The sequence below is a fragment of the Geosporobacter ferrireducens genome (genome assembly GCF_001750685.1).
Lineage (GTDB): Bacteria > Bacillota > Clostridia > Peptostreptococcales > Thermotaleaceae > Geosporobacter > Geosporobacter ferrireducens.
The window spans coordinates 1,888,489-1,914,294 of record NZ_CP017269.1 but is presented as its reverse complement, the minus strand read 5'-3'; the positions used below and the strand labels follow the sequence as shown (position 1 = coordinate 1,914,294).

Sequence of the window (25,806 nt, the reverse complement as noted above, 5' to 3'; positions counted from 1 at the left end):
ATGAATCAATACATATTTGTTTTAAAAGACCAATGGTAGATACCATTGGTCTTTTAAAATCCCTTTACAACTGTATAGTTTGCTTTGCTTTCGGTAAAAATTAGGAAAGTATAGCTTAAGAAATCCGGCAGAATAGGCAAAATATTAGTGTACATACAGTTTTTATGATATAATAAAAGGGTTAAAAAAGGGAATAGCCCGTGAATTCTATTAAAAGATAAAGATAGATAGAGGAGGAACAATATTCATGAGTTCAGTTGTTGTTAAGAAGGAAAATAATGAGGTAACATTAAAGATCGAGGCCAGTGCAGCAGAATTTGAAAAGGCAGTAGAAAAATCCTATCATAAAATGAAGGGAAAATTCAACATTCATGGCTTTAGAAAAGGAAAAGCCCCTCGGAAGCTGATTGAAATGCAATATGGAGAAGGTGTTTTCTATGAGGAAGCGATCAATGAATTATTCCCTGCAGCATATGAAAAAGCCATTCAGGAGCACAACATTGACCCGGTTGATAGACCTGCTATTGACATCGAGCAAATTGGTAAAGGCCAAGACTTTATTTTTACAGCAACCGTAACAGTGAAGCCGGAGGTAAAGCTGGGAGAATACAAAGGTATAGAAGTAGAGCAAATCGAGTATAATGTTAAAGAAGATGATGTAGACGCTGAAATCGAGAGATTAAGAGAGCGCAATTCAAGGCTAGTAGCTGTTGAAAGACCAGTTAAAGAAGGGGATACATTAATTATCGATTATGCAGGTTATGTAGGAGACCATCAGTTTGCAGGCGGTACTGCAGAAAATCAGACTTTAGTCATTGGATCCGGACAATTTATACCAGGTTTTGAAGAGCAATTGGTTGGCGTGGAAATCGGTAAAGAAGTAGAAGTAAAGGTAACTTTTCCAGAGGAATATCATGCAGAAGATCTAGCAGGTCAAGATGCGGTATTTAAAGTAACGGTTCATGAAATAAAAGAAAAAGAAATGCCAGAGCTGGATGATGAGTTTGCCAAGGATGTTAGTGAGCATGATACACTAGCAGAATTAAAGGAAGATATCCGCAAAAAGCAGGAAGAGGCTGCAAAGAATAGAGCTGAAAGAGAAAGAAGAGATGCTATCGTTGATAAAGCTGTTGCCAATGCGGAAGTAGATATTCCAGAAGTAATGGTTGAAGATGAAATTGAAAGTATGTTGAAAGATTTTGACCGACAGCTTCAATTCCAGGGGTTAAACTTAGAGACGTACTTACAATATGCAAATAAGAAAGTTGAAGAGATCAAGGAACAAATGAAAGATGATGCATATAATAGAGTAAAAACCCAATTGACACTAGAAGCTATTGCTAAGGAAGAGAACATTGAGGTAGATGCAGCAGAAGTTGATCAAGAAATTGAGAAATATGCAAAGCAATACAATACAGAGGTAGAAAAATTCAAGAATTCCATGAGACCACAAGATTATGGCTACATGAAAGAGGGTATTAAGATTAAAAAGGCTGTTGATTTTATTGTTCAACAGGCAAAATAATTTAAAGAAATTTACAAAAGGAGGTATATTCTAATGCCTTTAGTTCCAATGGTAGTTGAGCAAACCAATCGGGGAGAAAGATCTTATGACATTTACTCCCGATTATTAAAGGATAGAATCATTATTTTAGGGGAAGAGGTTAATGACCATACAGCGAGTCTAATCGTAGCACAGCTGATTTTCTTAGAAGCAGAAGATCCTGACAAAGATATCCAATTATATATCAATAGTCCAGGCGGTTCTATTACTGCAGGAATGGCGATCTATGATACCATGCAATATATTAAACCTGATGTATCGACGATTTGCATCGGTATGGCAGCAAGCATGGGGGCGTTTTTGTTGACAGCAGGTGCAAAAGGAAAAAGATTTGCACTTCCCAATGCAGAAATTATGATTCACCAGCCTCTTGGAGGGACCAGAGGTCAAGCGGAGGACATCCGAATTCATGCGGAAAGAATTCTAAAAAATCGGGAGACGATCAATAAAATCCTTAGTGAGAGAACCGGTCAACCTTTGGAAAAAATATCCAGAGACACGGATAGAGATTTCTTTATGGAGGCCCAGGAAGCCGTTACTTATGGATTGATCGATAAGGTTATCACTTCCAGGAAATAAGACAAGAGAGGTGTAAGGATGTCAAGATTTGATGATAAGAAGCAGTTAAAATGCTCTTTTTGCGGAAAATCTCAAGATCAAGTAAGACGGCTCATAGCTGGTCCCAGTGTATATATATGTGACGAATGTATAGAATTGTGCCAAGAGATTATTCAAGAAGAATTTGAAGAACATGTGGAAATGGAGATGACGGATCTTCCAAAGCCACAAGAAATTCGAAATGTGCTGGATCAGTATGTTGTCGGTCAGGATCGGGCAAAAAGAGCTTTGGCGGTAGCTGTGTATAATCACTACAAACGCATTAACCGTCAAGGAAAGCATGATGATGTAGAACTTCAAAAGAGCAATATAGTGATGCTTGGTCCAACTGGATCCGGTAAAACCTTACTTGCACAAACACTTGCCCGTATCCTTAATGTTCCATTTGCCATCGCAGATGCTACTTCTTTAACGGAAGCTGGCTATGTGGGTGAAGATGTTGAGAATATCTTGCTGAAGCTAATTCAAGCTGCGGATTATGACATCGAGCGGGCAGAAAAAGGAATCATCTATATTGATGAAATTGATAAAATTGCAAGAAAGTCTGATAACCCGTCTATCACGAGAGACGTAAGCGGCGAAGGGGTACAGCAGGCACTTCTGAAGATTTTAGAAGGAACCGTTGCCAGCGTACCGCCTCAAGGTGGAAGAAAGCATCCGCATCAGGAATTTATTCAAATTGATACCACTAACATTTTATTTATCTGCGGTGGTGCTTTTGATGGTGTGGATAAAATTATCCAAAAGCGAATTGGTCAAAAGTCTATGGGTTTTGAAGCCAACATTCAAAGCAAGGTAGTTAAGGATGTTGGGGAGTTATTAAATAAAATCCAACCAGAGGACTTGCTGCGATATGGGTTAATTCCCGAATTTGTAGGAAGACTTCCAGTAATGGTAACCCTTCATGAACTGGATGAGGAAGCTTTAGTAAAAATTTTGGTAGAGCCAAAGAATGCATTGGTAAAACAATACAAAAAGCTCTTCGAACTAGATGGTGTAGAGCTGGAGATGGATCAAGAGGCTTTGGTAGCCATTGCAAAAAAGGCTATTGAACGTAAAACCGGAGCCAGAGGCTTACGCAGTATAGTAGAAAATATCATAATGGATGTAATGTATGATATCCCATCCAGAGAAGATATTGAAAAATGCATTGTGACAAAGGAAACAGTTGAAAATACAACTGAACCGACTTTGGTTATTTCCGATGCAAAAAAAAGAAAGACAAAGAAGAAAAAAGAGGAAACTGCATCTTAAAAAGGTAGGCGAATAAGTCATTCGCCTACTTTATTGTTTATACCCCATTTTTTGTAATCAATAGGGAACCTTGAACTTCCATATACTAACCTTAGAATCAATTGTTAGATTCGAAGGGAGGTAACAAATTGCCAAATCTAGTGTTTCTTATTCAGTTTTTCTTTGCCATTGTAATTGGCCTTTACTTTTTAAACCTATTAAAGAGTCAGGCAGGAAGCAAGGCTGCGATAGAAAAGGAATCAAAAAAGGAAATGGATAAGCTCAATGCCTTAAGAGAACAATCACTGACCCTTCCCCTTTCAGAGAAAACCCGACCACAATCCTTCTGTGATATTGTGGGACAGGAAGATGGTATCAAAGCTTTAAAAGCGGCGTTATGCAGTCCCAATCCTCAACATGTGATTATTTATGGCCCACCAGGTACTGGAAAGACTGCGGCAGCAAGATTGGTGCTGGACGAAGCAAAAAAGATAAAGCATTCACCTTTTAACTACCGGTCTAAGTTTGTGGAAATGGATGCAACCACTGTGCGATTTGATGAAAGAAGTATAGCAGATCCTTTAATGGGTTCTGTTCATGACCCAATATATCAGGGCGCAGGGCCCCTTGGACAATCAGGAATTCCCCAACCAAAACCCGGCGCGGTTACAAGAGCCCATGGAGGTGTACTATTTCTCGACGAGATTGGAGAACTCCATCCGATTCAGATGAATAAACTGCTGAAGGTGTTAGAGGATCGAAAGGTTTTTTTAGAAAGTGCCTACTATAATTCTGAGGATCCCAGTGTTCCAAAGTATATCCATGAGATTTTTCAAAAAGGTTTGCCTGCAGATTTTAGACTGATTGGGGCTACTACAAGGAGCTCAGAAGAACTGCCGGCAGCAATACGCTCTCGATGCGTAGAAATATATTTTCGTCCATTATTGCAGGAAGAGATTGCAAAAATATGCAAAAATGCGGTGGATAAATGCGGTTTTGAAATTGAACCAGGAGCCGTGGAGATTGTAAAAAAATATGCCCATAACGGCCGGGAGACAGTAAATATGGTTCAAATTGCCAGCAGTGTAGCATTAAACGAGAATCGTAAAACCTTGACAGCAAAGGACCTGGAATGGGTGGTAGAAAGTGGTCACTATTTACCGCGGCCTCAATCTAAAATACATCAAAATCCACAAGTGGGTGTAGTGAATGGCCTTGCTGTAATTGGACCGAGTGTCGGTGTTCTCTCAGAAGTAGAGGCAACGGCAATTGTGGTGCCGAAAGGAACCGGCAATCTAAGGATTACTGGAATTGTCAATGAAGAAGAGTTGTCATCAATGGGAAGAAAGCTCAGAAGAAAAAGCACTGCACAGAGCGCTGTGGAGAATGTATTAACGGTTTTGCGAAAACAATTTCAACTGAATTCATCGGATTATGATATTCATTTGAATTTTCCAGGAGGAATGATGGTAGATGGACCATCGGCGGGGGTAACTGTAGCTGCTGCAATCTATTCGGCTATTACAAATAAGGAAATTGATAACAAGATTGCCATGACAGGAGAATTATCTATTCAAGGAAAAGTAAAACCTATTGGCGGTGTGAATGCAAAGATTGAAGCTGCTAAACAAGCAGGTTGTACGAAGGTGCTAATACCCAGCGAAAATTGGCAAGAAAGATTTCGAGACGCAGGAATTGAAGTCGTGAGAATAGAAAATATACAAGAAGTGATGGATCATGCACTTCGGTTCAATAGCATGAATGTTACTGCCTCAATACCTAATTCCTTGACCATTGCAATGGCTGAAGGTATCCAAAAACATTCCGGCACCCCAGACTGACAGGTTGGGGTGCTTTTAAGATTTAAACAGCCGATAAACAGAAAAGAACTTTTCAAGAAATGGAGATATTAGGAGATTGTATTGAAAAATTGTCTAAGATTATATATAATAATGAATTGCACAAGAAAAAAGTTTAGTAATATCTGGATAACGTATAAATGGAATATATAAAAACTTTATAAATAGATTATTCTTATGGGCGTTTTCACTATCAGATAGTATCCTAGCATAATTTAATTGAGAATACAAAAACTAAGCATATGAGTTTACAGATGAGGAGTTGATAGAATGAGTAAGAAAAAAGTAAAGAAATACGAATTGCCGTTGATTCCCCTAAGGGGCCTATCTGTTTTTCCATATATGGTACTGCATTTTGATGTAGGGCGGGAAAAATCTATAAATGCTCTTGAAGAGGCAATGGTTAATGATCAAATGATTTTTTTAACCACGCAAAAAGAAGCAGAAACGGATATTCCTACAGAGGAGGATTTTTATAAGGTGGGAACCATCTCCAAAATAAAGCAGATGCTAAAGCTGCCTGGAGATGCGATTCGTGTACTCGTAGAAGGAATTAGTAGAGCAAAGATCACAGAACTAACGCAAGAGGAACCTTTTTTTAAGGCCAGATTAGAGGAAGATACTTTTGAAGGAGAAACTGAAACCGATAAAGAGATGGAAGCATTGATGCGTACGGTTATGGATGCCTTTGAAAGCTACATCAGTGTCAGTAATCGAATTTCTCCTGAAGTGCTGATCTCTGTAAGCTCTATTGAGGAACCGGGAAGATTGGCAGATGTGATTGCTTCTCATATGATTTTAAAAATTGATCAAAAACAAGAAATTTTAGAGGCTTTCGATCCGAAGGATCGGCTAGAAGTGCTTTATAAAATTCTGCTTCGGGAAATTGAAATTTTAGAAATTGAAAAGGAAATTAATGTTCGTGTAAAAAAACAGATCAATAAGCTTCAGAAAGAATACTATTTAAAGGAGCAGCTAAAGGCCATTCAAGAGGAGCTAGGGGAAGAAGGCGGTGTTCAGGATGAAGCTGAGGAATACCGCGAGAGAATCAAGAAAGCCAAAATGCCAAAAAAGGTAGAAGAAAAAGTAGAAAAGGAAATTGATCGGCTTTTTAGGCTGGCTCCAGGATCCGCAGAAAGTGGAGTGATCCGGACCTATGTAGATTGGATTTTAGATCTGCCGTGGAATAAGCAAACAAAGGATCGCCTGGATATAAAACAGGCAAAGGTCATTTTAGATGAAGATCACTATGGATTAAAAAGCGTAAAAGAGAGAATTTTAGAATACTTAGCCATTCGTCAGCTGGCGCAGAATATGAAAGGACCTATTCTTTGTCTTGTAGGACCGCCAGGAGTTGGAAAAACCTCCATTGCGAAATCCATTGCCCGGTCTTTAAATCGCAACTTTGTCAGAATGTCCCTAGGAGGCGTTCGGGATGAAGCAGAAATCAGAGGTCATAGAAGAACCTATGTAGGAGCTATTCCGGGAAGAATTATTGCTTCTATAAAAGAAGGCGGTTCTAAAAATCCTGTATTTCTATTTGACGAAATCGATAAGCTAAGCCATGATTTCAGAGGAGACCCTGCATCAGCCCTATTGGAGGTACTAGATCCAGAACAAAATAAAGAATTTACAGATCACTATCTAGAGGTTCCCTTTGATCTTTCTAAGGTCATGTTTATCACTACAGCCAATAGCTTAGGTACCATACCAAGACCATTGTTGGATAGAATGGAAGTGATTGAGATTTCCGGCTATACTGAAGAGGAAAAGTTAAAGATTGGACAACGGTACTTAGTGCCTAAACAGATTAAAGAACATGGCTTAAAGTCGGAAAATCTTCAAATATCAGAGCAAGGCTTACGAGATGTGATCAATTATTATACAAGAGAATCTGGCGTTAGAAATCTCGAGAGACAGATTGCCACATTATGCAGAAAGTCGGCAAAACGAATTGTAGAGGACAAGCTAAAGATGATTCGGATTCATCCGAAAAATTTGAGTCAATATTTGGGAATCCCAAGGTTCCGTTATGAGAAAGCCCATGAAGATCACGAAGTGGGAATTGCTACAGGGCTCGCTTGGACAAGAGTGGGCGGAGATACCCTTTCTATTGAAGTAACTACCATGAAAGGAAACGGAAAATTGGTGTTAACAGGACAACTGGGCGATGTCATGAAGGAATCTGCCCGTGCAGGCATCAGTTATATCCGATCCAAGATGGAAGCATTAAGTATCACTGAGGATTTTTATCAAACCTTAGATATTCATATTCATATACCGGAAGGTGCTATTCCTAAGGATGGACCGTCGGCTGGAATTACGATGGCAACCGCAGTAATTTCAGCATTAACGGGCCTTCCGGTAGATAAGCATGTGGCTATGACAGGAGAAATTACCCTCCGTGGCAGAGTACTTCCGATTGGTGGTGTAAAGGAAAAGGTGCTGGCAGCCAATCGGGCAGGAATTACAAAAGTGCTGCTGCCTGTGGAGAATAAAAAAGATGTAGAGGAAATCCCAGACAATGTAAAGAAAAAGCTGGAGCTTGTTTTTGTTAGCAATATGGACGAAGTCCTACAGCATGCTTTGGTAAGGAAGGAAGAAAATCATGAAAATTAAGCATGCAGAGATTGTTATCAGCGCTGTGAAGCCAGAACAATATCCTGTGGACCCACTGTTGCCGGAGATCGCATTGGCAGGACGTTCCAACGTGGGAAAATCTTCTCTTATCAATATGCTGGTAAATATGCGAAAGCTGGCAAGGACTAGCTCTAGCCCAGGAAAGACACAGACTATCAATTTTTACCGAATCAATCAGCAGTTTCATTTTGTAGACCTGCCTGGTTATGGATATGCAAGGGTTTCTAAAAGCAGCAAGGAAGCCTGGGGGAAAATGATGGAAACCTATTTGACCACAAGGAAAAATCTTTACGAGGTTTTTCAACTGGTAGATATCCGGCATGAACCTACCCAGCAAGATAAGCATATGTATAGTTGGATTAAAAGCTTTGGATACAATGGAATTGTTATTGCTACAAAGTTGGATAAAATATCCAGAGGGCAGCGGCAAAAGCATCTAAACATTATACGTAAGGAATTGCAAATGACTTCAGAAGACCTATTGATCCCAGTTTCTGCAGAAACCAGAGAAGGAAAAGAACAACTTTGGGAAGTGATCCTGGAGGTATTCCGCGTGAATGGTTTTGAATTTGAAGAAGAAAAGTCTATTATAGAATAAAAAAATCAGCTGGGGATATCCAGCTGATTTTTTTATTGTGTATTTGTAGATGAATGCGACGTAATATGAATACTTACTCACTATAATATTTATCCAATTCCCATTTCAATGGATTGATAGCTATATATTCCCATATTTTTCGATATTCTACTTCATTGCGGATAATATGATCGTGATAGGATTTTTGCCAGACTTTTTTATCAAAGGGGGGATAACTATCTTTCCTGACACCCTCAATATATAATTTGGTGGTCAATACTTTAAAACGATGAATATAATCAGACAATTGCATTGTAGGGAACGGCCCCTGTGCCGTTCTGATACGCTGTATCATCAAGATTGCATGAAGATGATTGGGCATAACGACGAATTTGTCAACTGAAATATTAGGATAAAATTCAGGAATTTGTGCAAATTTATCTAATACCATTCTGCCTGCATTATTTAAAACTAAAATCTTGTTTTCAATTTTTCCAAACAATTGTAATTGTTTTTGCGTACATATTGTAACAAAATATGCACCGTTTTGACTATAATCGTAATTTTTCAGGCGTTGTAATTTTCTTTGTGGCAAATCCAATAACATCACCGTCCTATGGGCGGAACGCCACAGGGGGCGTTCCCTACAAAATATACCTTAATATATTAGAGATAGCATGCTTCGTCCATAATCGAAACAAGGATTTTAACGAAGAAAATATGAATCAATCTTATAATGCATCTTTTACGCACTGGGAACTACGTGTCCATATCCTGTACCTGCGCCTTTGGCTTTAGGAATGGAAGCTTAATTTCTAATTCTGCGGCCAGCATACCGGATAAGATCAGGATACTTCCCATGATTCCACGACCTGTCAGTACTTCCCCAGCAAGAAGATAGGCAAACATGGCGGAGAAAACAGGTTCTCCAGAGAAAATCAAAGCAGTATGGGTGGCAGTGGTATATTTTTGCGCGGCATTCTGTACAATAAAAGCACCTGAGGTGCAAACAAAGCTTAAGAACAACATAGAAGTCCATATGCTGCCACCTGTTGGAATAATTGGAGCTTCAAATAGAAAACTGATGATACCGCTCAAAATCCCAACCACACCAATCTGAAGAATGGCCAGGTTAATTGCATCTACCTTTACTGCGTATTTGCTCACAGTGATGATATGAAAAGCAAAGCAGAAGGCACCAATCAAAGTGTAAAGATCTCCAATGTTTAGACTCAGATTAGAATCCAAGGTCAGCAAGCCTAAACCCACAATGGCAAATACAACTCCGAGGATTGCAGCCGGCTTAGGGGCCTTCTTTAATACAAGGGCAGAGAAAATGGGCACGATAACTACAGAAAAACCGGTGATAAAGCCTGATTTAGAGGCTGTAGTATAATTAAGCCCTAGGGTTTGGGTGGCGTAGCCTAAAAACATAATTACCCCGATAAGCAGCCCATATTTTAAGGTATCCTTATCCAGTTGAATGATCCGCTTATAAAATATGAGTGCAGAAGTAAGTGCGGAGAGGGTAAATCGGATGGATAAGAAGTTAAAGGTTGATAAGGCATCTAAGGTATTTTTCGTGAGTATAAAAGAGATTCCCCAGGCCAAAGTGACCAATAATAATGCTAGATCTGCCTGATGTTGTTTTTTCATCGAATCAGCCTCCTATATTTCTATTACTTAAATAGTTTATCATAAAAGTCTATGACCATCGATAAGTAAATTGATTCAGTAATGAAAAAAGCTTCCATAGGAGATCTAGGAAGCTTCCATTCTATGTATTTTACTCTTCAGGTTCAAACATATCCTTACTTACGCCACATACAGGGCATACCCAATCCTCTGGAATATCTTCGAAAGCAGTTCCTGGTGCAACACCTCCGTCTGGATCGCCCACCTCTGGATCATAAAGATAACCACATGGAATACATCTGTATTTTTGCATAAAACATTCTCCTTTCATCTATTAAAAATAATTACAAACAATCTATCCTGATTGTACCCATTATCATAACACCCTAAACAAAAAAATAAGCCAAAATTTACTAGAATTTATATCCTACAGATAACATACATGTTATAATGTACCATATAGTAATTATTATATGTATAAATTATTAAATATAGCATAGAGAGCAGAATAAAATTTAAAAATAAATAGCAGGAGGCGATAGAATGGTAGACCCAAGAATACAACAACTGGCGCATAATCTAATCAATTATTCAACGGAGCTGAAGGAAGGAGAAAGCATACTCATTGAAATTATTGGTTTAGAGGTCCCCCTTGTTAAGGCGTTGGTAAAGGAAGCTTATAAGGTTGGAGCAAAACCCTTTGTTACAGTAAAAGATCCACAGCTGCAGAGAGAGCTGCTGTTAGGCTGTACAGAAGAGCAGCTGAAGAGGATGGCGCGCTATGAATTGGAAAGAATGAAGGATATGGATGCATACATAGGTATACGGGCAGGACAAAATGCAAATGAGCTCAGTGACGTACCAGGAAGTAAGATGAAGCTGTATTCGGAACTATTTCAAAAACCTGTCCATTCTGAGCAAAGGGTAAATCATACAAAATGGGTAGTATTGCGGTACCCAAATGCGGGAATGGCACAATTGGCCAATACCAGCTTAGAGAACTTTGAAGATTTTTATTTTGACGTATGCAATTTAGATTACAGCAAAATGTCAAAGGCAATGGACAGCCTGGTAGCATTAATGGAAAAGACCGATGAAGTACATATCAAAGGTGCGGGAACCGATCTAACCTTCTCTATTAAAGGAATTCCTGTGATTAAATGCGATGGAAAATTAAACATCCCTGATGGAGAGGTGTTTACAGCACCGGTTAAGAATTCGGTTAATGGTGTGCTTTCCTATAATTGTCCGGCGGTATTCCAGGGCTTTACCTATGAGAACATTCGTTTGGAGTTCGAAGCAGGTAAGATTATTAAAGCTACTGCCAATGATACAAAAAAACTCAACGAGGTTTTTGATACCGATGAGGGGGCCAGATATATCGGAGAGTTTGCTATCGGTGTTAACCCTTATATCCTAAAACCTATGAAGGATACATTGTTTGACGAAAAGATTATGGGAAGCTTTCATTTCACACCGGGTCAAAGCTATGATGATGCCAGCAATGGCAATGGCTCAGCTATTCATTGGGATTTGGTGTGCATCCAGACTCCCGAATATGGCGGAGGAGAAATCTATTTTGACGGTAAGCTGGTTCGTAAGGACGGCATTTTTGTGATTCCTGAGCTGGAATGTCTAAATCCAGAAAACTTAAAATAAATAATAGAATAATGGAGCTGCATAGAGATCTGTGACTGAGAAAGCTTACTTATCCATCCAAGACCGTAGGGGCAGGCCTTGTGTCTGCCCGCTGCATTTTCGGGAGGACCACAGATCCTCCCCTACCAGGATCTAGGACTTAAATCGGGTTGAATGTTAAATGTCCCAGTCACACATCTATATAGATGTGTGACTGGGAATCCTTATTTATAGGTGTACCGGCGAGGGCGTTGATCCCTACATTCCTGTTTTAGATTTATGTAGAGAGCGGTGAGGGCATGAGGCCGTTCCCTGCAATACCCGGTTTCTGTAGGAGCAGGCCTTGTGTCTGCCCGTAAAAAATACATTCAACAGTATAGTATTTGACAAAAAAAAGTAAATCATATAAAATTTGTAGAGAACCGATGAAGTATTTTCCAATTCTCCTTGCCGGGTATGAAGAAAGGAATGCAGCCTATGAAGGATTTAATAAAAATGTTTTCCATATTTTTTCGGATAGGTGCCTTTACCCTTGGGGGTGGCTATGCCATGATCCCTCTAATCCAGGAAGAAATTGTGGAAAAAAACAAGTGGATTGAAGAAGACGAATTTATGGATGTAATTGCACTTTCCCAGACGATTCCGGGAGCATTGGCAATCAATGCTTCCACCTATGTAGGCTATAGAATGTTTGGTTTCAAAGGTGCTTTATTGGCGTGTACAGCTACAATTTTGCCTTCTATCCTGATGATCTTATTGATTGCCGTATTCTTTGTACAGTTTCATCAAATGCCTGCTGTAGAGGCAGTTTTTAAGGGAATTCGTCCTGCGGTGGTTGCATTAATTATAGGTGCTGTATTAAAACTTGGAAAGAATCTCCCTAGAACAGCAAAGAATCTTACCTGGATTCTTATTGTGGTTGTTTTGATTGCCTACTTTCATATACATCCCATTCCCATCATTATAGGGTCAGGATTGCTGGGTTTTGTTCTTTATCGAAGGGAGCGGGGGCTATGAATACAATATTAGAGATATTTATTACATTCATGAAAATCGGAGGGTTCAGCTTTGGCGGCGGACTCGCAATGCTTCCCCTGATTGAGAAGGAAGTAGTAATCAATCATCAGTGGTTGACTGCAAAAGAATTTGTAGACATCATTGCTATAGCGGAAATGACTCCGGGGCCGATTGCGATTAATACGTCTACCTTCGTAGGCTATAAGGTAGCCGGTTATCCCGGCGCGCTGGCAGGAAGCATTGGTGTAACCATTATATCTTTTATGCTGGTTATTCTAGTAGCAAGATACTTCCTAAAAATTAAAGATGCAAAAGAGACCAAGGCTGTATTTGAAGGAATTCGTCCAGCGGTATTGGGGATGATTCTAAGTGCAGGGATTTCCGTTGGTCGGACAGCTTTTATCGATTATAAAAGTGTGTTGATTGCACTGCTGGTGCTTTTTAGTATTCATAAATTGAAGCTGCATCCAATTTTAAGCATCCTGGGTGCTGGCGCATTGGGTATATTGCTTTATTAACGATAGTTAAGCCGTGCTTTTTAGAAAGTGCGGTTTTCTTTGTTGTGTCCGGTATGTTAGAAAACATCGGGCATTAAGGTTTGCAGGGGAGATTATCCGGATATTCTTACTGATATTACCACAAGAGAAGCTGTGTCAGTATGGTACAATAGAATAAGAAATGAAGGACAAGGGAGAGAGGCTATGAGAGGAAAAGGATGGATGATTACTGCTGCGATACTCCTGTTCGTACTGATAGGAGCTGTTTTTAGTGTAATAGAATGGAAGGAAACAAATCCTGCATTTTTAAATAATCATATAAAGCTGGTAATCGGTAATGTGGAAATTGAAGATATAGAAGAGCCCTACATCGATGATACGGAAATTTATTTGCCTTTTGCTGTAGTGCAGCAGCATATAAGTGAAGGGATATCCCTGTCAGAGGATCAAAAACGGGTATTTATTCCTTTAAAGGATAAGGCAATACAACTGGAAGATTTAAAACTGACCCGGATGATTCAGGATAATGAAATCAGTATCAATATACCTACCAAGAATCTAGAGGGTCAAATTTATGTGCCTGTGGAATTGCTGCAAAAAATCGAGGGATTTAATATAAGTCTGTCTGAAAATAGAAGGACAGTTTTTGTTGATGAATTTTCAGAAAAAGAGCAGTGGGGAATTGTAACGGGAAATCCGCTGCGTTTAACCCCAAAAAGAACCTTTTTTACGTTTGCAGTGGAGAGATTGAACAACGGCAGCCAGGTTCGTATTCTGGAAGAGGAGAATGGCTGGGTTCGCGTACGCAGTCAAGAAGGGAACTTTGGATATTTAGAGAAAAAATATGTCAGTGAGATTTATGAGAAAAATACCACGGATTATCAGATGAATATAAAAAGGGAAGATTTTAACGATCGTGGAAAACAAATTAATCTGGCATGGGAATATGTCCATGAAAAATCTCCGAAGCTTTCAGAAGAAGAGAAGATTGAAGCACTGGATGTCATTGCACCCACTTGGTTTAGTGTAATGGATGAGGAAGGGACGGTACTGAACAAGGCTGATAAAAGTTACGTGGAAGAGGCCCATAAAAAGGGGTATCAGGTGTGGGCCTTGGTAGATAACAGCTTTGACCCAGATCTGACCTCTAAGGTTCTAAACAACAAAGATATAAGAAGTAAGGTGATCGGGCAGTTGGTATTTTATGCCAGCCTATATAATCTTGATGGAATCAATGTAGATTTTGAAAATATGTATTATGCAGATCAAGCAGCCTTTGTAACTTTTATGGAGGAGCTAAAAACGCAAATCAAACTACAGAGCCTGGTGCTTTCGGTAGACGTAACGGTACCTTCTACCAGTGAGCAGTGGTCAAAGGTATATGACCGGAAAGCTTTGGCAAGTATTGTCGATTATGTGGCAGTAATGACCTATGATGAACACTGGGCTTCCAGTCCCGTCAGCGGTTCTGTAGCATCTATCGGATGGGTAGAACGGGGAATTCAAAGAAGCTTAGAATTCATTCCGGAAGAAAAAATGCTCATTGGATTGCCTTTTTATACGAGGGTATGGCGTGAATATAAAGATGAAAATGGAAAGAATAAGGTAGAATCGAAAGCGATCTCCATGGTGCGTGCAAAGGAGATCATTCTTGAGAAAAAAGCCGATGTCCTTTGGGATGAAGCTGCAGGCCAATACTTCGCTAAATACGAAGAGGATGAGGGCATATTCAAAATCTGGCTGGAGGACCCCAGATCGATTGCATTAAAAGCCAGTTTAGTAAGCAAATATCAACTGGCAGGAACTGCAGCATGGAGAAGAGGCTTTGAGGATAGGGCAGTCTGGCCTGTATTGCAGGAGATGATAAAAGAGGGTAAAGACCATAAGGCATTAGTATTTCACAATCCTTTTTAGGACTGCCTATGAGTTATGTTTCGTATTTGTTGAATCATGTGACGTGAGACTGGTAGGGACGAACAGTGTTCGTCCGCATTACGTCTCATTTTTATCAATCCTACAAAAAATATAAATGATAAAGTCCCCTGAAATATAAAAACCATTATATTTCAGGGGACTTTGTCATTTGCTGCAATATTTCCCGGGAAAATGACAAAAATATTTTTTGAAATGGATGATTGCATAAAATATTTAAAAGGTATAAAATAATAGGAGTGAGTAATCACTCATTTAGGAGGTGTATATTGTGGATACAAAATTAGAAACCACAGAGGAGAGAATCATACAGGCTGCCATCGAAATTTTTGCTCAAAAAGGATACAATGGCACAACGACGAAAGAAATTGCAGTGAAAGCAGGTGTTGCAGAGGGGACTATTTTCCGATACTTTCCTAAAAAGCAGGATTTACTGCATGGAATTCTATACAAAGCCATTGAAGTAATGGTACCCAAGATTGCAGGACATGGTATAGTAGAAATTTTCGATCATAATGTTGAAAAAAGTGATCGCGAAATATTGATTACCTTTATGAAAAATAGATTGGAAATGATCCAACAGCATTTTTCTATTATCAAGGTTATATTGAATGAGGTGCAATACCACTCTGATATTGAAGACCTTTGGTTTCAAAAAATTATTCCTCCTATTAAGGGAATTATTGATAGATTCTTTGCTGAAGGAATGAGGAAAGGGCGATTCCGGCAATATCACCCGTCTATCCTTACTGGAATAATGGTAGGTGCAGCTATCATGAGTATTCTCCTGCAGCGTTATGAAGATCTAGCTGAAGGTTTGACGAAGGAAGAAATTATAGAACAAATGGCTGATGTTTTATTGAATGGAATTGCAAAAAAATAAAAAGGGGGGCATTTCTGTGAAAAGAAAACTGGTTTTATTGTTAGGCATTGCAATACTTATTTCAGGCTGTACAAAAGTCGAGACAAATTTGAGGTATACCGGTACAGTAGAAGCAACACAAATAGATGTTTCAGCGGAGTTAAGCGGCATTATAAGAGAAATCAGTATTTCTGAAGGGGATCAAGTAACAGAAGGACAGTTGCTTGCAATGTTGGATGATACCTCATTAGAACTGTCTGCACTTCAACGGGAATCGGCATATCAAGCACAGGAAGCTCAGCTAAAGGATCTTAAAAAAGGAACGCGTGAGGAAGAAATTGATATGGCCTATCAGCAGGTTAATACGGCGGAGCAGGCATTTATAACGGCTGAAGAGACCTATTTATATAGAAAGGATCTTTATGAGACGGCAAAGGAATTGTTTGAAAAGGAAGCTGTACCAGAACAACAATTGAAAGATGCTAAGCTTTCGCTGGATCAAGCCAGCACCACGATGGAAAATGCCAGGGAAGCGATAAATACAGCATTAACCAGAGTAAAGCTGTTGGAGAAGGGTGTAAGAGAAGATCAAGTTAAAGCACAGAGGCATCTTGCAGAACAGTCCAAAACAGCCTATAAAGAGGCTAAGCTGCAGCAGGAGAAAGCTATTGTGACATCCCCTGCCAAAGGTATGGTTTTATATAAAAATTTTCAACAAGGTGAATTTTTACCTCTGGGGGCGCCCCTTGTGACATTAGTAAATCTGCAGGATCTCTGGATAAAGGTCTATATACCGGAAAAAGAACTGCATCGCATTGCTTTAGGACAGCAGGTAAAACTTATTTCGGATATCCTTAAGAACGATGACATTCAGGGAGAAATCATCTTTATCTCCCCTAAAAGTGAGTTTACTCCTTCAAATGTGACAACGAAAGAAGATCGCCACAATCGGGTACATGAAGTGAAGATAAAGATTCTGGAAGGACAAGCACAGCTAAATCCTGGAATGATGTTGGACGTTGAACTATAACGGAGAGGGTGCAATGATGGAATATGCTATAGAAATAAAGAATATTACTAAAAGCTTTGGAGAATTTACTGCTGTTGATAATATCAGTTTCTCCATTCCAAAAGGAAAGATTTTTGGTTTTTTGGGGCCGAATGGATCAGGAAAGTCTACTACCATCCGGATGCTTTGCGGTGTGCTGACACCAACCTCAGGTTCGGGAATTGTACTTGGTTTAGATATTTTAAAAGAGGCAGAGCAAATAAAGCAGAGCATTGGGTATATGTCTCAGAAATTTGGACTCTATGAGGATTTAACGATCAAAGAAAATCTGGATTTTTTTGCTTCTATTTATGGAATTCCCCGAAGAGAGAAAAAAATACGAATTCAAGATACCATAGAGCTATGCGGACTGCAGGAAAAAGAAAGTGTATTAGCAGGTGTACTCTCAGGGGGGTGGAAGCAGCGACTAGCACTAGGATGCTCACTATTGCACCAGCCTAAACTGCTGATATTAGATGAACCCACTGCAGGAGTGGACCCTGTATCTCGAAGAGTCTTCTGGGGCGTTATTCATCAACTGGCAAAATCGGGCATTACCATTCTGGTGACAACCCATTACATGGATGAGGCAGAGAGCTGCGATTTATTGGGATTTATTTACCGGGGAAAATTGATGCAATTAGGAACTGTAGAAGAAATCCGACAGCAGGAGGGCCGACAAAGCATAGAGGATATTTTTATCTCCTATGTAGAACGGATGAGTGATATCAAGGTTAGCGGATCTTTTATGGAAATTAAGAATCATCTGGATTAGGGGGATAAAGATGAGTGTACAACGTTTTATGGCTATTGTAAAAAAGGAATTTATTCATATTCGAAGAGACAAGGCCAGCATGGCAATTGCTCTGATTGCACCGTTGATGATGCTGTTTTTGTTTGGTTATGCCGTAAAGCTGGAAATTGAGCGGGTAGATATGGCTGTATTTGATCAGGACCGCAGTACCCTTAGCAGGGAGCTCATCCAAAAACTAAAGCATACAGACTATTTTATCGACCGGTATTATGCCGGTAGTGATCGTGAAATCATGGAAATGATTGATAGAGGAACCGTCAAAGTTGGATTAATCATTCCGCCGGATTTTGAAAGGCAGATAAAAAGACGAAAAGAAGCACAGGTACAATTTTTGATAGATGGCAGTGATGCCACAACGGCAAGAACCGCACTTTCCAGTACGGTGCTTCTATCTTCTGACTTTGGCAGAAAGATAAGGGAGCAGACCCTCATGAAAGCCGGGACTATGGGCCTGAAGGCCGGCGGTGTTTTGGCACAGCCGAGAATTCTTTATAATCCGGCCATGGAAAGTATTAAATTTACCATACCTGGATTGATTGGACTGGTCATACAAAATATTACAATTATTTTAACGGCGTTCTCTCTTGTTCGTGAAAGGGAGCGGGGGACACTGGAACAATTGATTATTACCCCTGTGCGTCCCATAGAATTGATTTTAGGGAAGCTGGTTCCGTATATTCTCATTGGATTTTTTGACTTCTTTCTGGTTATGATTCTGGCAATGGTCGTTTTCCATATGGAGGTAAGAGGCAGTATGCTGCTGTTGCTGCTGTTCTCAGCCTGCTTTGTGGTTTGTGCTTTGGCTATGGGAATGATCATTTCAACCGTTGCAAAAACCCAACTGCAGGCCATGCAGATGGCATTGTTACTGCTGTTGCCCAGTGTTCTACTTTCTGGGTTTGTATTTCCAAGGGAAACAATGCCCAAACCGATCTATTGGATGGGTTTTGCAATGCCATTAACCTATTATCTGCAGATTATCCGCGGGATTGTATTAAAAGGGGTTGGTGCAGCAGCGCTGACATGGCAGATCGGCTTATTACTTTTCTTTACACTTTTGCTGGTTTTTATTGCAGTACTGCGTTTTAAAAAGCGGTTGGATTAGGCAGGCGGGGATGAAGCTTTGGATTTGTGTTTATATATGATAAACTATATATAAACATTTGAAAATGAAGTGGGGAAACACATGAAAAAACTTGTTATTGCGGAAAAACCTAGCGTTGCCCGGGATATTGCCAAGGTATTGGGGGCGAAAACAAAGGGTGAAGGATATCTGGAAGGAAATGGGTATGTTGTGACATGGGCTATCGGACATCTGGTAGCATTATGTGATCCGGAGGAATACGATTTAAAATATAAGCGGTGGGATATGCGGACACTTCCTGTAATTCCGGAGGAAATGAAGCTAAAGCCTATTAAAAGGACTTATCAACAGTATAAAATCATCAAAACTTTATTGGCAGATAAAGACGTATCTATGCTGATCTGTGCTACGGATGCAGGACGAGAAGGAGAACTGATATTTAGATATATCTACAGCTTAGCTCGATGCAGCAAGCCGGTGAAAAGACTCTGGATTTCATCCTTAACCGATGAAGCCATCAAAGAGGGATTTGAAAATTTGAAAGATGGAAAGGATTATGATGCCCTCTACTTATCTGCAAAATGTCGGAGTGAAAGTGACTGGCTGGTTGGAATTAACGCTACCAGAGCCTATACGGTAAAATATAACAGTCTGTTAACCATCGGCAGGGTTCAGACACCAACCTTAGCGATTCTTGTAAAGCGCGAAAAGGAAATTGAAGCATTTATTCCTCAGGCTTATTGGGAATTAAATGGAGATTTTGGCAGCTATAAAGGAATTTGGATAGATAAAGAGAACAAGGAAAGCCGGATTGATTCCCGGGAAAAGGCAGAGGCATTGGCAAAGAAGGTTTTGAACCAGTCAGGATTTGTGAAAGATATTGAATCTAAGAAAATTGTTAAAAAACCACCACTGCTTTATGATTTAACAGAGTTACAGCGAGATGCAAACAAACGCTATGGTTATACGGCGGAAAGGACCTTAACCATTGCACAAGGACTCTATGAAAAACGTAAGGTGATTACTTATCCAAGGACAGATAGCAAATATTTATCAAAGGACCTCATAAAAGGACTTCAAAAGAAGATTGAAAACCTGCGCGATGGACAGTATAAAGAGTTTTGTGAATACTTGTTAAAACTGGAAAAGCTGCCGATTAGTAAAAAGATTGTTGATGACAGCAAGGTAAGCGACCATCATGCGATTATTCCTACGGATAAGAAAGCAGACGTGAGTAAGTTTTCACAAGAGGAAAAAAACATATTTTATTTAATTGCCCAACGGTTTTTGTCTGTGTTTTTCCCAGATTATATCTATAATAGCACCACGGTAATATCAGAAGTAATGGAAGAATGGTTTAAAACCACAGGGCAGCAGATAATGCAACTGGGATGGCAAAGCCTATACCGTGATGAAGATGGATGCAAAGATAATATTCCGAAAGTTATGAAAGGACAGGAAATCCTTGTTAAAGGGACTTCCATTGAGGACAAACAAACCCAGCCGCCAAAACGCTATACGGAGGCTGCATTGCTATCAGCCATGGAGAATGCGGGGAAGTTTATAGAAGATGAGGACCTCAGGGAGCAGTTAAAGGAGAGTGGGATTGGAACCCCAGCTACTCGGGCATCCATTATTGAGCGATTAATTGAGGTAGGTTATGTACTTAGAGAGGGTAAAAATTTGATTCCTACAGAAAAGGGAAAAAATCTGATTGCCATTGTGCCAGAAGAACTATCTTCGCCAGAGCTGACAGGAAAATGGGAAAGAGCATTGAATCGAATTGCAAAGGGAAAAATGGATGAGAAGAGATTCATGGAAGGAATTGGGAGATTTACTGCTTTTCTGGTGAAAGATGCCTATGAAAGAGAAACAAGGATTGCATTTGAACGAGAAAGAAAAAAAACAGGAAGAAAAGGAAGTCAAGCGGCAGCTTCAGCTACGGCTCAAGAAAAGTTGGGGATTTGCCCTGCCTGTAAGGTTGGAGAAATCCTTGAAGGAAGCAAAAACTTTTACTGCAGTAATTATAAACAGGGCTGCAAGTTTGGTTTATTCAAGCAGGATAAACTTATGGCCAGATATAGAAAAAAGATGAGTAAGACAATTGTTAAACAACTGATTCAAAAGGGTGAAGCTCTTCTAAAAGGTGTCGTATCTCCAAAAGGAGGGAAATTTGACGCAAAAATTAAACTGAAACAACTGGAATCAGGCTATTGGGGTTGGTCCTTTGATTTTGAAAAACAGGAAAAACAGACATGATGTCAGGGACATCATTGAGAAAGCTTATTTATCCATCTAAGGTCGTAGGGGCAGTCCTTGTGTCTGCCCGCTGCATTTTCGGGAGGACACACAGGTCCCCACCTACCAGGATTTGGAATAAAATCGGGTTGAATGTTAAATATATTAGTCACACATCTATAGAGGTATAATTAAGATACTTCATATAAATAGGGATAAAAATTTTTGCTGGATTTTGCTTTTTTATCACAAAAATTTTAAAATTTTCCCATGAGATCCTCACAAAACCCTCACAAAGTTTGTACATAATAGTACTGTCAGAACGAATGACAATAAATTTTGAAGGAGGGAGAATAGCAATGGAGAAAAGACTATTCATGAAGAAAATGCTTTCTGGTGTATTGGTCAGCAGCATGATGTTTACAATGGGAGGTGCTGTATTTGCAAAAGAGACAGAGGGAACTGCCGATGCAGCCGCTGAAAAAAACACAAAGATCATGCAGAAATTTAAGGCAGGAAGTGAACTTAAAAAAGAGAACGGTTTTGCTTTAAAGAGTCAAGTACCAGGAAAAGGCTTGGAGGCAGTTCTAGACAAGCTTGCTGAAGAAGGAACCCTTTCAAAAGAAAAGGTTGAGGAAGTAAAAAAATATCTTGAAGAAAAAATGGAAGCAAAAAAGGCAGAATTTGAAAAAATAAAAGATTTGACCGAGGAAGAGCGCCAAAAATATTTTGAGGAAAATAAAGCGAATAAAACAGAGAGAGTCGATTTCATAGAGCAATTGGTTAAAGATGGCGTAATTACAGAAGCTCAGGAAGAACAAATAAAAGCGAAAATGAAAGAAATGATGCCGCAAGGTCTAGGCAAGAGAGGCTATGGAAAAGACATGTCCGTGCTTATTGGCAAGCTTGTAGAAGAAGGTAAGCTAACAGAGGAAAAGGCTGAAGCTTTAAAGGCATATTTTGAGAAAAAAGCAGAAGCGAAAAAGGCACAGTTTGAAGAGCTGAAAAACATGACGAAGGAAGAGAGACAGAAATATTTTGAAGAAAATAAAATAGAGCGAAAAAATATCTTTGACCAATTGGTAGAGGATGGTATACTCACCAAAGAGGAAGCAGAGAACTTAAAAGCATTAAAGACAAGACCGTCTAAAGAAAAGAACGATGCTTAATCCTGAAGTGTAGAAATAAATAATTGCCGAAAGCACCCCCTAGTGCTACAGAAAAACAATCTAAAAAATAGTAAATGTAAATAATAAGAAGCCCTTGCATATTGCGAGGGCTCAAATTTTTTCAGTAAAAGTGGATATGAAAATCCAGAATTCATAAAGATTTGCTAATGTCATCACAAATTCATCACAATTAAGCAATATAATACAGTTTAGCATGAGATGATGGATTTAATAAAAGGAGGTAATAGGGGTTGCTGAAAAAAATATTTCAAAACAAGGTTATTAGAATAGGAATGATTCTTTCCATTTTAGCAGGCGGTGGATTCTATGGCTTTAAAATGCTTGATAAAACGACACCTGCAGCATCGGGAGAAACCGTTTCAGTAACAGAAGAAAGTGTAAGAAGAGGTGATTTGACCATTGCGTTTGCAGGGGACGGGAGGTCTAGAATTCCAACGGTAAATCTGAATTTTAACTTATCGGGAAAGCTTAAGGAATTATATGTAAAGGAAGATGACGAGATACAGTCAGGACAAATATTAGCGAAGTTGGATGATTCAGAATACATAAAAAAACTAAAAACGGCCCAAATAAACTATGACAGAGCTGTGCTGAATTTAGAGCAGAAAAAACAGAATACCAATTTGTCTCTTGTAAATGAGAAGCAGCAGCTAGAAGATTTAAAAGCGAAGCTGGATCAAATTGAAATGGAATATTTGCCTATGTTGGAGATGACAAATTATTATTCCAAGCAAGAGCTGGAATTGAAAAAAATGTCCTATGAGAGCGCGAAAGCTGCCTACACAGTCCAGCAGGAAAGGTATAATGTCTTATTAAACTCAGATCTGGATTTAGAACTGGAAAAAGCAAACGTGGAAACGGCTAAAATTACACTGGAAACAGCCCAGGATGAGCTGAATAATACAGTCCTGCGCTCCGATGTAAATGCTAAGGTACTGAATGTTGCCTATAAACCAGGGGAGAATATTACAACGCCAAACAGTTCTGGAGAAATTACAGCAGATACCACTCATTTTTTAGTCGTATCTGATGCCAAAAAGATTGAGGTAATTGTCCCTGTTTCTGAATTGGATTTATCGAATGTAGCGGTTGGGCAAACGGTAGAGGTTACATTTGAGGCAATGGAGAGACAAATTTTCACAGGAAAGGTAATATCTATTGCATCCCTCCACAAGGTAGATCAAAACAGTTTAGTTACCTATGATGTTAAGATTGAACTGGATAGCGGCTTCGATCAAATCAAATCCGGCATGACATGTTCTGTATCCTTTATACTGAAACAGCGTAAAGATGTATTGATTATTCCAAATAAAGCTGTGAAAATGGTAGATGGAAAGCAAACCGTAAAAGTGAAAACACAGAATGGAAATATAGAGAGCAGAAACATTAAGACAGGATTAACCGATGGGAAAAATGTTGAAATAACGGAAGGCTTAAATGTAGGAGAAGTAGTATTGATAGAAAATAAGAAATAAGCGTAGGTGAAGCAGATGAGTTTAATTGAAATTCTCAGAGCGGTTTTTATGAATATTCAAGGAAATAAAACGAAAGTTTTCCTTACCACCTTAGGAATTATTGTTGGGGCATTGACGATTGTCGTGGTTATTTCTATTGGAAACGGCAGTCAAGCCAGTGTAGAAGAACAGTTTAAGAGTTTAAATGTAGGTACGCTTCAAATTATGGCCAACTTTGGCGCACGGTCTACAGAAAGATTAACTTCGGAGTTGGCAGAAAAGATTAGGGTCGAAGCCCCTTCCATTAAAAATATCTCCATGATTCTTGCCAGCAGGGGTGACGTTAGCTATTCAACCACTTCAGCTTCAGCCTCCATAGGGGGTGTTGCGGAAGATTTAAAAACGATTAACAATCTGGAATTAGCCTATGGAGAGTTTATTACTGCAGAGCAGAATGAAGATGCAGAGCGGGTAGCTGTTATCGGTTCAGATATTGCACAGGAGCTCTTCGGAGATGAAATCAGAGATGCAATAGGTGCGAGGATAACCATATTTGGAAGACGGTATGAAGTTACGGGTATTTTAAAGCGCATGGGAGATTCTTCAATGGGGGGGATTTCTCCTGACAGTGCAGTATTTGTACCCTATAAAGTGGCAGAAAAATACATAGTAGGGAGATTCGCAAGACCCAGCATCATTGCCTTGGCAAAGGATATCAATCATGTAGAATCAGCCATTGAGGAAATCAATCTCGTATTACAAGAGGTATATCGTAACCGGAGTGATCAATTCAGGATTGTTGACGCAGGAAACAGGCTGCAGTCTGCAAAGAATTCAGCCCGAACCATGACATTGATGCTTCTTGCAGTAGCTGTGGTAGTATTGGTAGTTGGCGGTATTGGGATTATGAATGTATTGTTTGTTTCTGTAAAAGAAAGAACCAAAGAAATCGGAATTTTAAAAGCCATCGGGGCAAGAAAAAAGGATATATTACTGATGTTTTTGTTAGAAGCGATTATCATCAGTGCAGTAGGAGGCGTATTGGGTATACTAGGCAGCATTCTGGCAATGCCGGTTATGAATTACTTTCAAGTTAGAGCCATCCCTACAACATTTGCCTACCTGCTTGCATTTGGATTCTCCGTGGGGATAGGAACCTTTTTTGGATATTATCCCGCTTCCAGGGCTGCAGCGCTAAAGCCAATTGATGCGCTAAATTATGAATAAAGGGAAGACGGATAAAAGGGGCATTGTAGAAATTTTACCAAATTATGCAAAGGAGTCGATGACATGAAGAATAAATATGTTTTTATGATTACAGGGATTATCGGGATTTCTTTATTGCTTTCTGCGTGCAATAAAACGGATGCAGCAGTGGATAAACCTACACAGGACAATAATGAGACACAAAGTCAGCAGGCAGCAAATCAGCAAGGCAGTAATGGGCAGAATAATAATGGCAGGCAGGAATTCCAAAGAGCAGATATAAGTGGACGGGTAAAGAGTATTGTAGGAAATGAAGTTGTACTGGAATTGATGGAGATGCCGGAAAGAGGCAATGGAGCACAGCAAGGCAGTACCGCACAGCAAACACCCGAGCGCCAGGCAAGTGGTGGAAGTGGAATGCCTGCTGGTGGAATGCCTGCTGGCGGCGCTGCACCTGGAATGCAAGGACCCGGCGGTGGCGGGCAGCAGAGAACCAATAGAGAGCTTAACCTTACAGGAGAAACGAAAACAATCTTAATTCCTGTGGGGGTTCCAATTATGACGATTGGCCAAAACACACAGAAAGAACTGGATCTGGCAGATATTTATCAAGGAATGATAATGCAAATCTGGCTAGATCAAAATGATAAAGAAATGATTACCCAGGTTCGTGTGATGCAGGGAAGGTAGAAGATATGGA

The 25,806-nt window shown here is 39.6% G+C and carries 22 protein-coding genes; 19 read left to right on the top strand and 3 right to left on the bottom strand.

Going from position 1 to position 25,806, the window contains the following annotated elements; translation table 11 throughout:
* Positions 1–247: 247 nt before the first annotated feature.
* From tig to yihA, 6 genes are all read left to right on the top strand, one after another.
* Complete coding sequence (gene tig / locus Gferi_RS09280) at positions 248–1,525, top strand: trigger factor (RefSeq protein WP_069975798.1); 1,278 nt, start codon at positions 248–250, stop codon at positions 1,523–1,525.
* A gap of 33 nt (positions 1,526–1,558) precedes the next feature.
* Complete coding sequence (gene clpP / locus Gferi_RS09275; RefSeq protein WP_069975796.1) at positions 1,559–2,143, top strand: ATP-dependent Clp endopeptidase proteolytic subunit ClpP; 585 nt, start codon at positions 1,559–1,561, stop codon at positions 2,141–2,143.
* A gap of 18 nt (positions 2,144–2,161) precedes the next feature.
* Complete coding sequence (clpX, locus tag Gferi_RS09270; protein WP_069975794.1) at positions 2,162–3,436, top strand: ATP-dependent Clp protease ATP-binding subunit ClpX; 1,275 nt, start codon at positions 2,162–2,164, stop codon at positions 3,434–3,436.
* 128 nt (positions 3,437–3,564) lie between these two features.
* A complete protein-coding gene (lonB, locus tag Gferi_RS09265) occupies positions 3,565–5,256 on the top strand; it encodes an ATP-dependent protease LonB (protein ID WP_069975792.1) in 1,692 nt (563 codons plus the stop codon).
* A 288-nt stretch (positions 5,257–5,544) separates the two neighbouring features.
* Entirely contained in the window at positions 5,545–7,893 is a 2,349-nt protein-coding gene (gene lon, locus Gferi_RS09260) for an endopeptidase La (protein WP_069975790.1), read from the top strand.
* Positions 7,883–8,512: a ribosome biogenesis GTP-binding protein YihA/YsxC gene (gene yihA / locus Gferi_RS09255; protein WP_069975788.1), complete on the top strand. Its 630-nt coding sequence runs from the start codon at positions 7,883–7,885 to the stop codon at positions 8,510–8,512. The genes lon and yihA overlap by 11 nt, the downstream gene beginning before the upstream one ends.
* A 73-nt stretch (positions 8,513–8,585) precedes the next feature.
* Here the strand turns inward: yihA and Gferi_RS09250 are convergent, their stop codons facing one another.
* The 3 genes from Gferi_RS09250 to rd all read right to left on the bottom strand — a co-directional run bounded on the left by Gferi_RS09250 (position 8,586) and on the right by rd (position 10,439).
* The gene (locus Gferi_RS09250; RefSeq protein WP_207645811.1) at positions 8,586–9,092 is read right to left on the bottom strand and encodes a transposase; all 507 of its coding nucleotides are present in this window, start codon (positions 9,090–9,092) and stop codon (positions 8,586–8,588) included.
* A 158-nt stretch (positions 9,093–9,250) separates the two neighbouring features.
* Positions 9,251–10,147, bottom strand: a complete 897-nt coding sequence (locus Gferi_RS09245) for a DMT family transporter (RefSeq protein ID WP_069975784.1) — start codon at positions 10,145–10,147, stop codon at positions 9,251–9,253.
* 130 nt (positions 10,148–10,277) lie between these two features.
* Complete coding sequence (gene rd, locus Gferi_RS09240) at positions 10,278–10,439, bottom strand: rubredoxin (protein ID WP_069975783.1); 162 nt, start codon at positions 10,437–10,439, stop codon at positions 10,278–10,280.
* 230 nt (positions 10,440–10,669) lie between these two features.
* On the opposite strand from rd, the gene Gferi_RS09235 reads away from it, so the two are divergent.
* The 13 genes from Gferi_RS09235 (at position 10,670) to Gferi_RS09170 (ending at position 25,796) form a co-directional block, all read left to right on the top strand.
* Positions 10,670–11,785, top strand: coding sequence for an aminopeptidase (locus Gferi_RS09235; RefSeq protein ID WP_069975782.1), 1,116 nt, complete (start codon positions 10,670–10,672; stop codon positions 11,783–11,785).
* A gap of 456 nt (positions 11,786–12,241) precedes the next feature.
* The gene (locus tag Gferi_RS09230) at positions 12,242–12,781 is read left to right on the top strand and encodes a chromate transporter (protein WP_069975781.1); all 540 of its coding nucleotides are present in this window, start codon (positions 12,242–12,244) and stop codon (positions 12,779–12,781) included.
* Entirely contained in the window at positions 12,778–13,299 is a 522-nt protein-coding gene (locus tag Gferi_RS09225; protein ID WP_069975780.1) for a chromate transporter, read from the top strand. Before Gferi_RS09230 ends, Gferi_RS09225 begins: the two co-directional genes overlap by 4 nt.
* Before the next feature lie 183 nt (positions 13,300–13,482).
* Positions 13,483–15,192 carry a glycosyl hydrolase family 18 protein gene (locus Gferi_RS09220; RefSeq protein WP_083273467.1) on the top strand — a complete coding sequence of 570 codons (1,710 nt, stop codon included), beginning with the start codon at positions 13,483–13,485 and terminating at the stop codon, positions 15,190–15,192.
* Positions 15,193–15,481: 289 nt separating this feature from the next.
* Positions 15,482–16,093 carry a TetR/AcrR family transcriptional regulator gene (locus tag Gferi_RS09215; RefSeq protein WP_069975778.1) on the top strand — a complete coding sequence of 204 codons (612 nt, stop codon included), beginning with the start codon at positions 15,482–15,484 and terminating at the stop codon, positions 16,091–16,093.
* A 16-nt stretch (positions 16,094–16,109) separates the two neighbouring features.
* The gene (locus Gferi_RS09210) at positions 16,110–17,102 is read left to right on the top strand and encodes an HlyD family secretion protein (RefSeq protein WP_169832977.1); all 993 of its coding nucleotides are present in this window, start codon (positions 16,110–16,112) and stop codon (positions 17,100–17,102) included.
* Positions 17,092–17,895 carry an ABC transporter ATP-binding protein gene (locus Gferi_RS09205; RefSeq protein ID WP_330389637.1) on the top strand — a complete coding sequence of 268 codons (804 nt, stop codon included), beginning with the start codon at positions 17,092–17,094 and terminating at the stop codon, positions 17,893–17,895. Before Gferi_RS09210 ends, Gferi_RS09205 begins: the two co-directional genes overlap by 11 nt.
* Before the next feature lie 10 nt (positions 17,896–17,905).
* Positions 17,906–19,039 (top strand): ABC transporter permease, encoded by a 1,134-nt coding sequence (locus Gferi_RS09200; RefSeq protein WP_069975776.1) that lies wholly within the window; start codon positions 17,906–17,908, stop codon positions 19,037–19,039.
* An 81-nt stretch (positions 19,040–19,120) separates the two neighbouring features.
* Positions 19,121–21,277, top strand: a complete 2,157-nt coding sequence (locus Gferi_RS09195; RefSeq protein ID WP_069975775.1) for a DNA topoisomerase III — start codon at positions 19,121–19,123, stop codon at positions 21,275–21,277.
* 338 nt (positions 21,278–21,615) lie between these two features.
* Positions 21,616–22,425 (top strand): hypothetical protein, encoded by an 810-nt coding sequence (locus tag Gferi_RS09185; RefSeq protein WP_069975771.1) that lies wholly within the window; start codon positions 21,616–21,618, stop codon positions 22,423–22,425.
* 251 nt (positions 22,426–22,676) lie between these two features.
* Complete coding sequence (locus tag Gferi_RS09180) at positions 22,677–23,921, top strand: efflux RND transporter periplasmic adaptor subunit (RefSeq protein WP_069975770.1); 1,245 nt, start codon at positions 22,677–22,679, stop codon at positions 23,919–23,921.
* A gap of 15 nt (positions 23,922–23,936) precedes the next feature.
* Positions 23,937–25,127, top strand: coding sequence for an ABC transporter permease (locus Gferi_RS09175; RefSeq protein WP_069975767.1), 1,191 nt, complete (start codon positions 23,937–23,939; stop codon positions 25,125–25,127).
* 63 nt (positions 25,128–25,190) lie between these two features.
* Complete coding sequence (locus tag Gferi_RS09170) at positions 25,191–25,796, top strand: hypothetical protein (RefSeq protein WP_069975765.1); 606 nt, start codon at positions 25,191–25,193, stop codon at positions 25,794–25,796.
* Positions 25,797–25,806: the final 10 nt, after the last annotated feature.

What these genes read in the sequence shown, in the direction of transcription:
- Gferi_RS09230 (WP_069975781.1), top strand. Translation starts at nt 12,242, where the DNA reads ATGAAGGATTTAATAAAAATGTTTTCCATATTTTTTCGGATAGGTGCC.
- rd (WP_069975783.1), bottom strand. Translation starts at nt 10,439, where the DNA reads ATGCAAAAATACAGATGTATTCCATGTGGTTATCTTTATGATCCAGAG.
- Gferi_RS09185 (WP_069975771.1), top strand. Translation starts at nt 21,616, where the DNA reads ATGGAGAAAAGACTATTCATGAAGAAAATGCTTTCTGGTGTATTGGTC.
- Gferi_RS09195 (WP_069975775.1), top strand. Translation starts at nt 19,121, where the DNA reads ATGAAAAAACTTGTTATTGCGGAAAAACCTAGCGTTGCCCGGGATATT.
- Gferi_RS09220 (WP_083273467.1), top strand. Translation starts at nt 13,483, where the DNA reads ATGAGAGGAAAAGGATGGATGATTACTGCTGCGATACTCCTGTTCGTA.
- Gferi_RS09245 (WP_069975784.1), bottom strand. Translation starts at nt 10,147, where the DNA reads ATGAAAAAACAACATCAGGCAGATCTAGCATTATTATTGGTCACTTTG.
- clpX (WP_069975794.1), top strand. Translation starts at nt 2,162, where the DNA reads ATGTCAAGATTTGATGATAAGAAGCAGTTAAAATGCTCTTTTTGCGGA.
- lon (WP_069975790.1), top strand. Translation starts at nt 5,545, where the DNA reads ATGAGTAAGAAAAAAGTAAAGAAATACGAATTGCCGTTGATTCCCCTA.
- Gferi_RS09175 (WP_069975767.1), top strand. Translation starts at nt 23,937, where the DNA reads ATGAGTTTAATTGAAATTCTCAGAGCGGTTTTTATGAATATTCAAGGA.
- Gferi_RS09200 (WP_069975776.1), top strand. Translation starts at nt 17,906, where the DNA reads ATGAGTGTACAACGTTTTATGGCTATTGTAAAAAAGGAATTTATTCAT.
- Gferi_RS09235 (WP_069975782.1), top strand. Translation starts at nt 10,670, where the DNA reads ATGGTAGACCCAAGAATACAACAACTGGCGCATAATCTAATCAATTAT.
- Gferi_RS09170 (WP_069975765.1), top strand. Translation starts at nt 25,191, where the DNA reads ATGAAGAATAAATATGTTTTTATGATTACAGGGATTATCGGGATTTCT.
- tig (WP_069975798.1), top strand. Translation starts at nt 248, where the DNA reads ATGAGTTCAGTTGTTGTTAAGAAGGAAAATAATGAGGTAACATTAAAG.
- yihA (WP_069975788.1), top strand. Translation starts at nt 7,883, where the DNA reads ATGAAAATTAAGCATGCAGAGATTGTTATCAGCGCTGTGAAGCCAGAA.
- Gferi_RS09225 (WP_069975780.1), top strand. Translation starts at nt 12,778, where the DNA reads ATGAATACAATATTAGAGATATTTATTACATTCATGAAAATCGGAGGG.
- clpP (WP_069975796.1), top strand. Translation starts at nt 1,559, where the DNA reads ATGCCTTTAGTTCCAATGGTAGTTGAGCAAACCAATCGGGGAGAAAGA.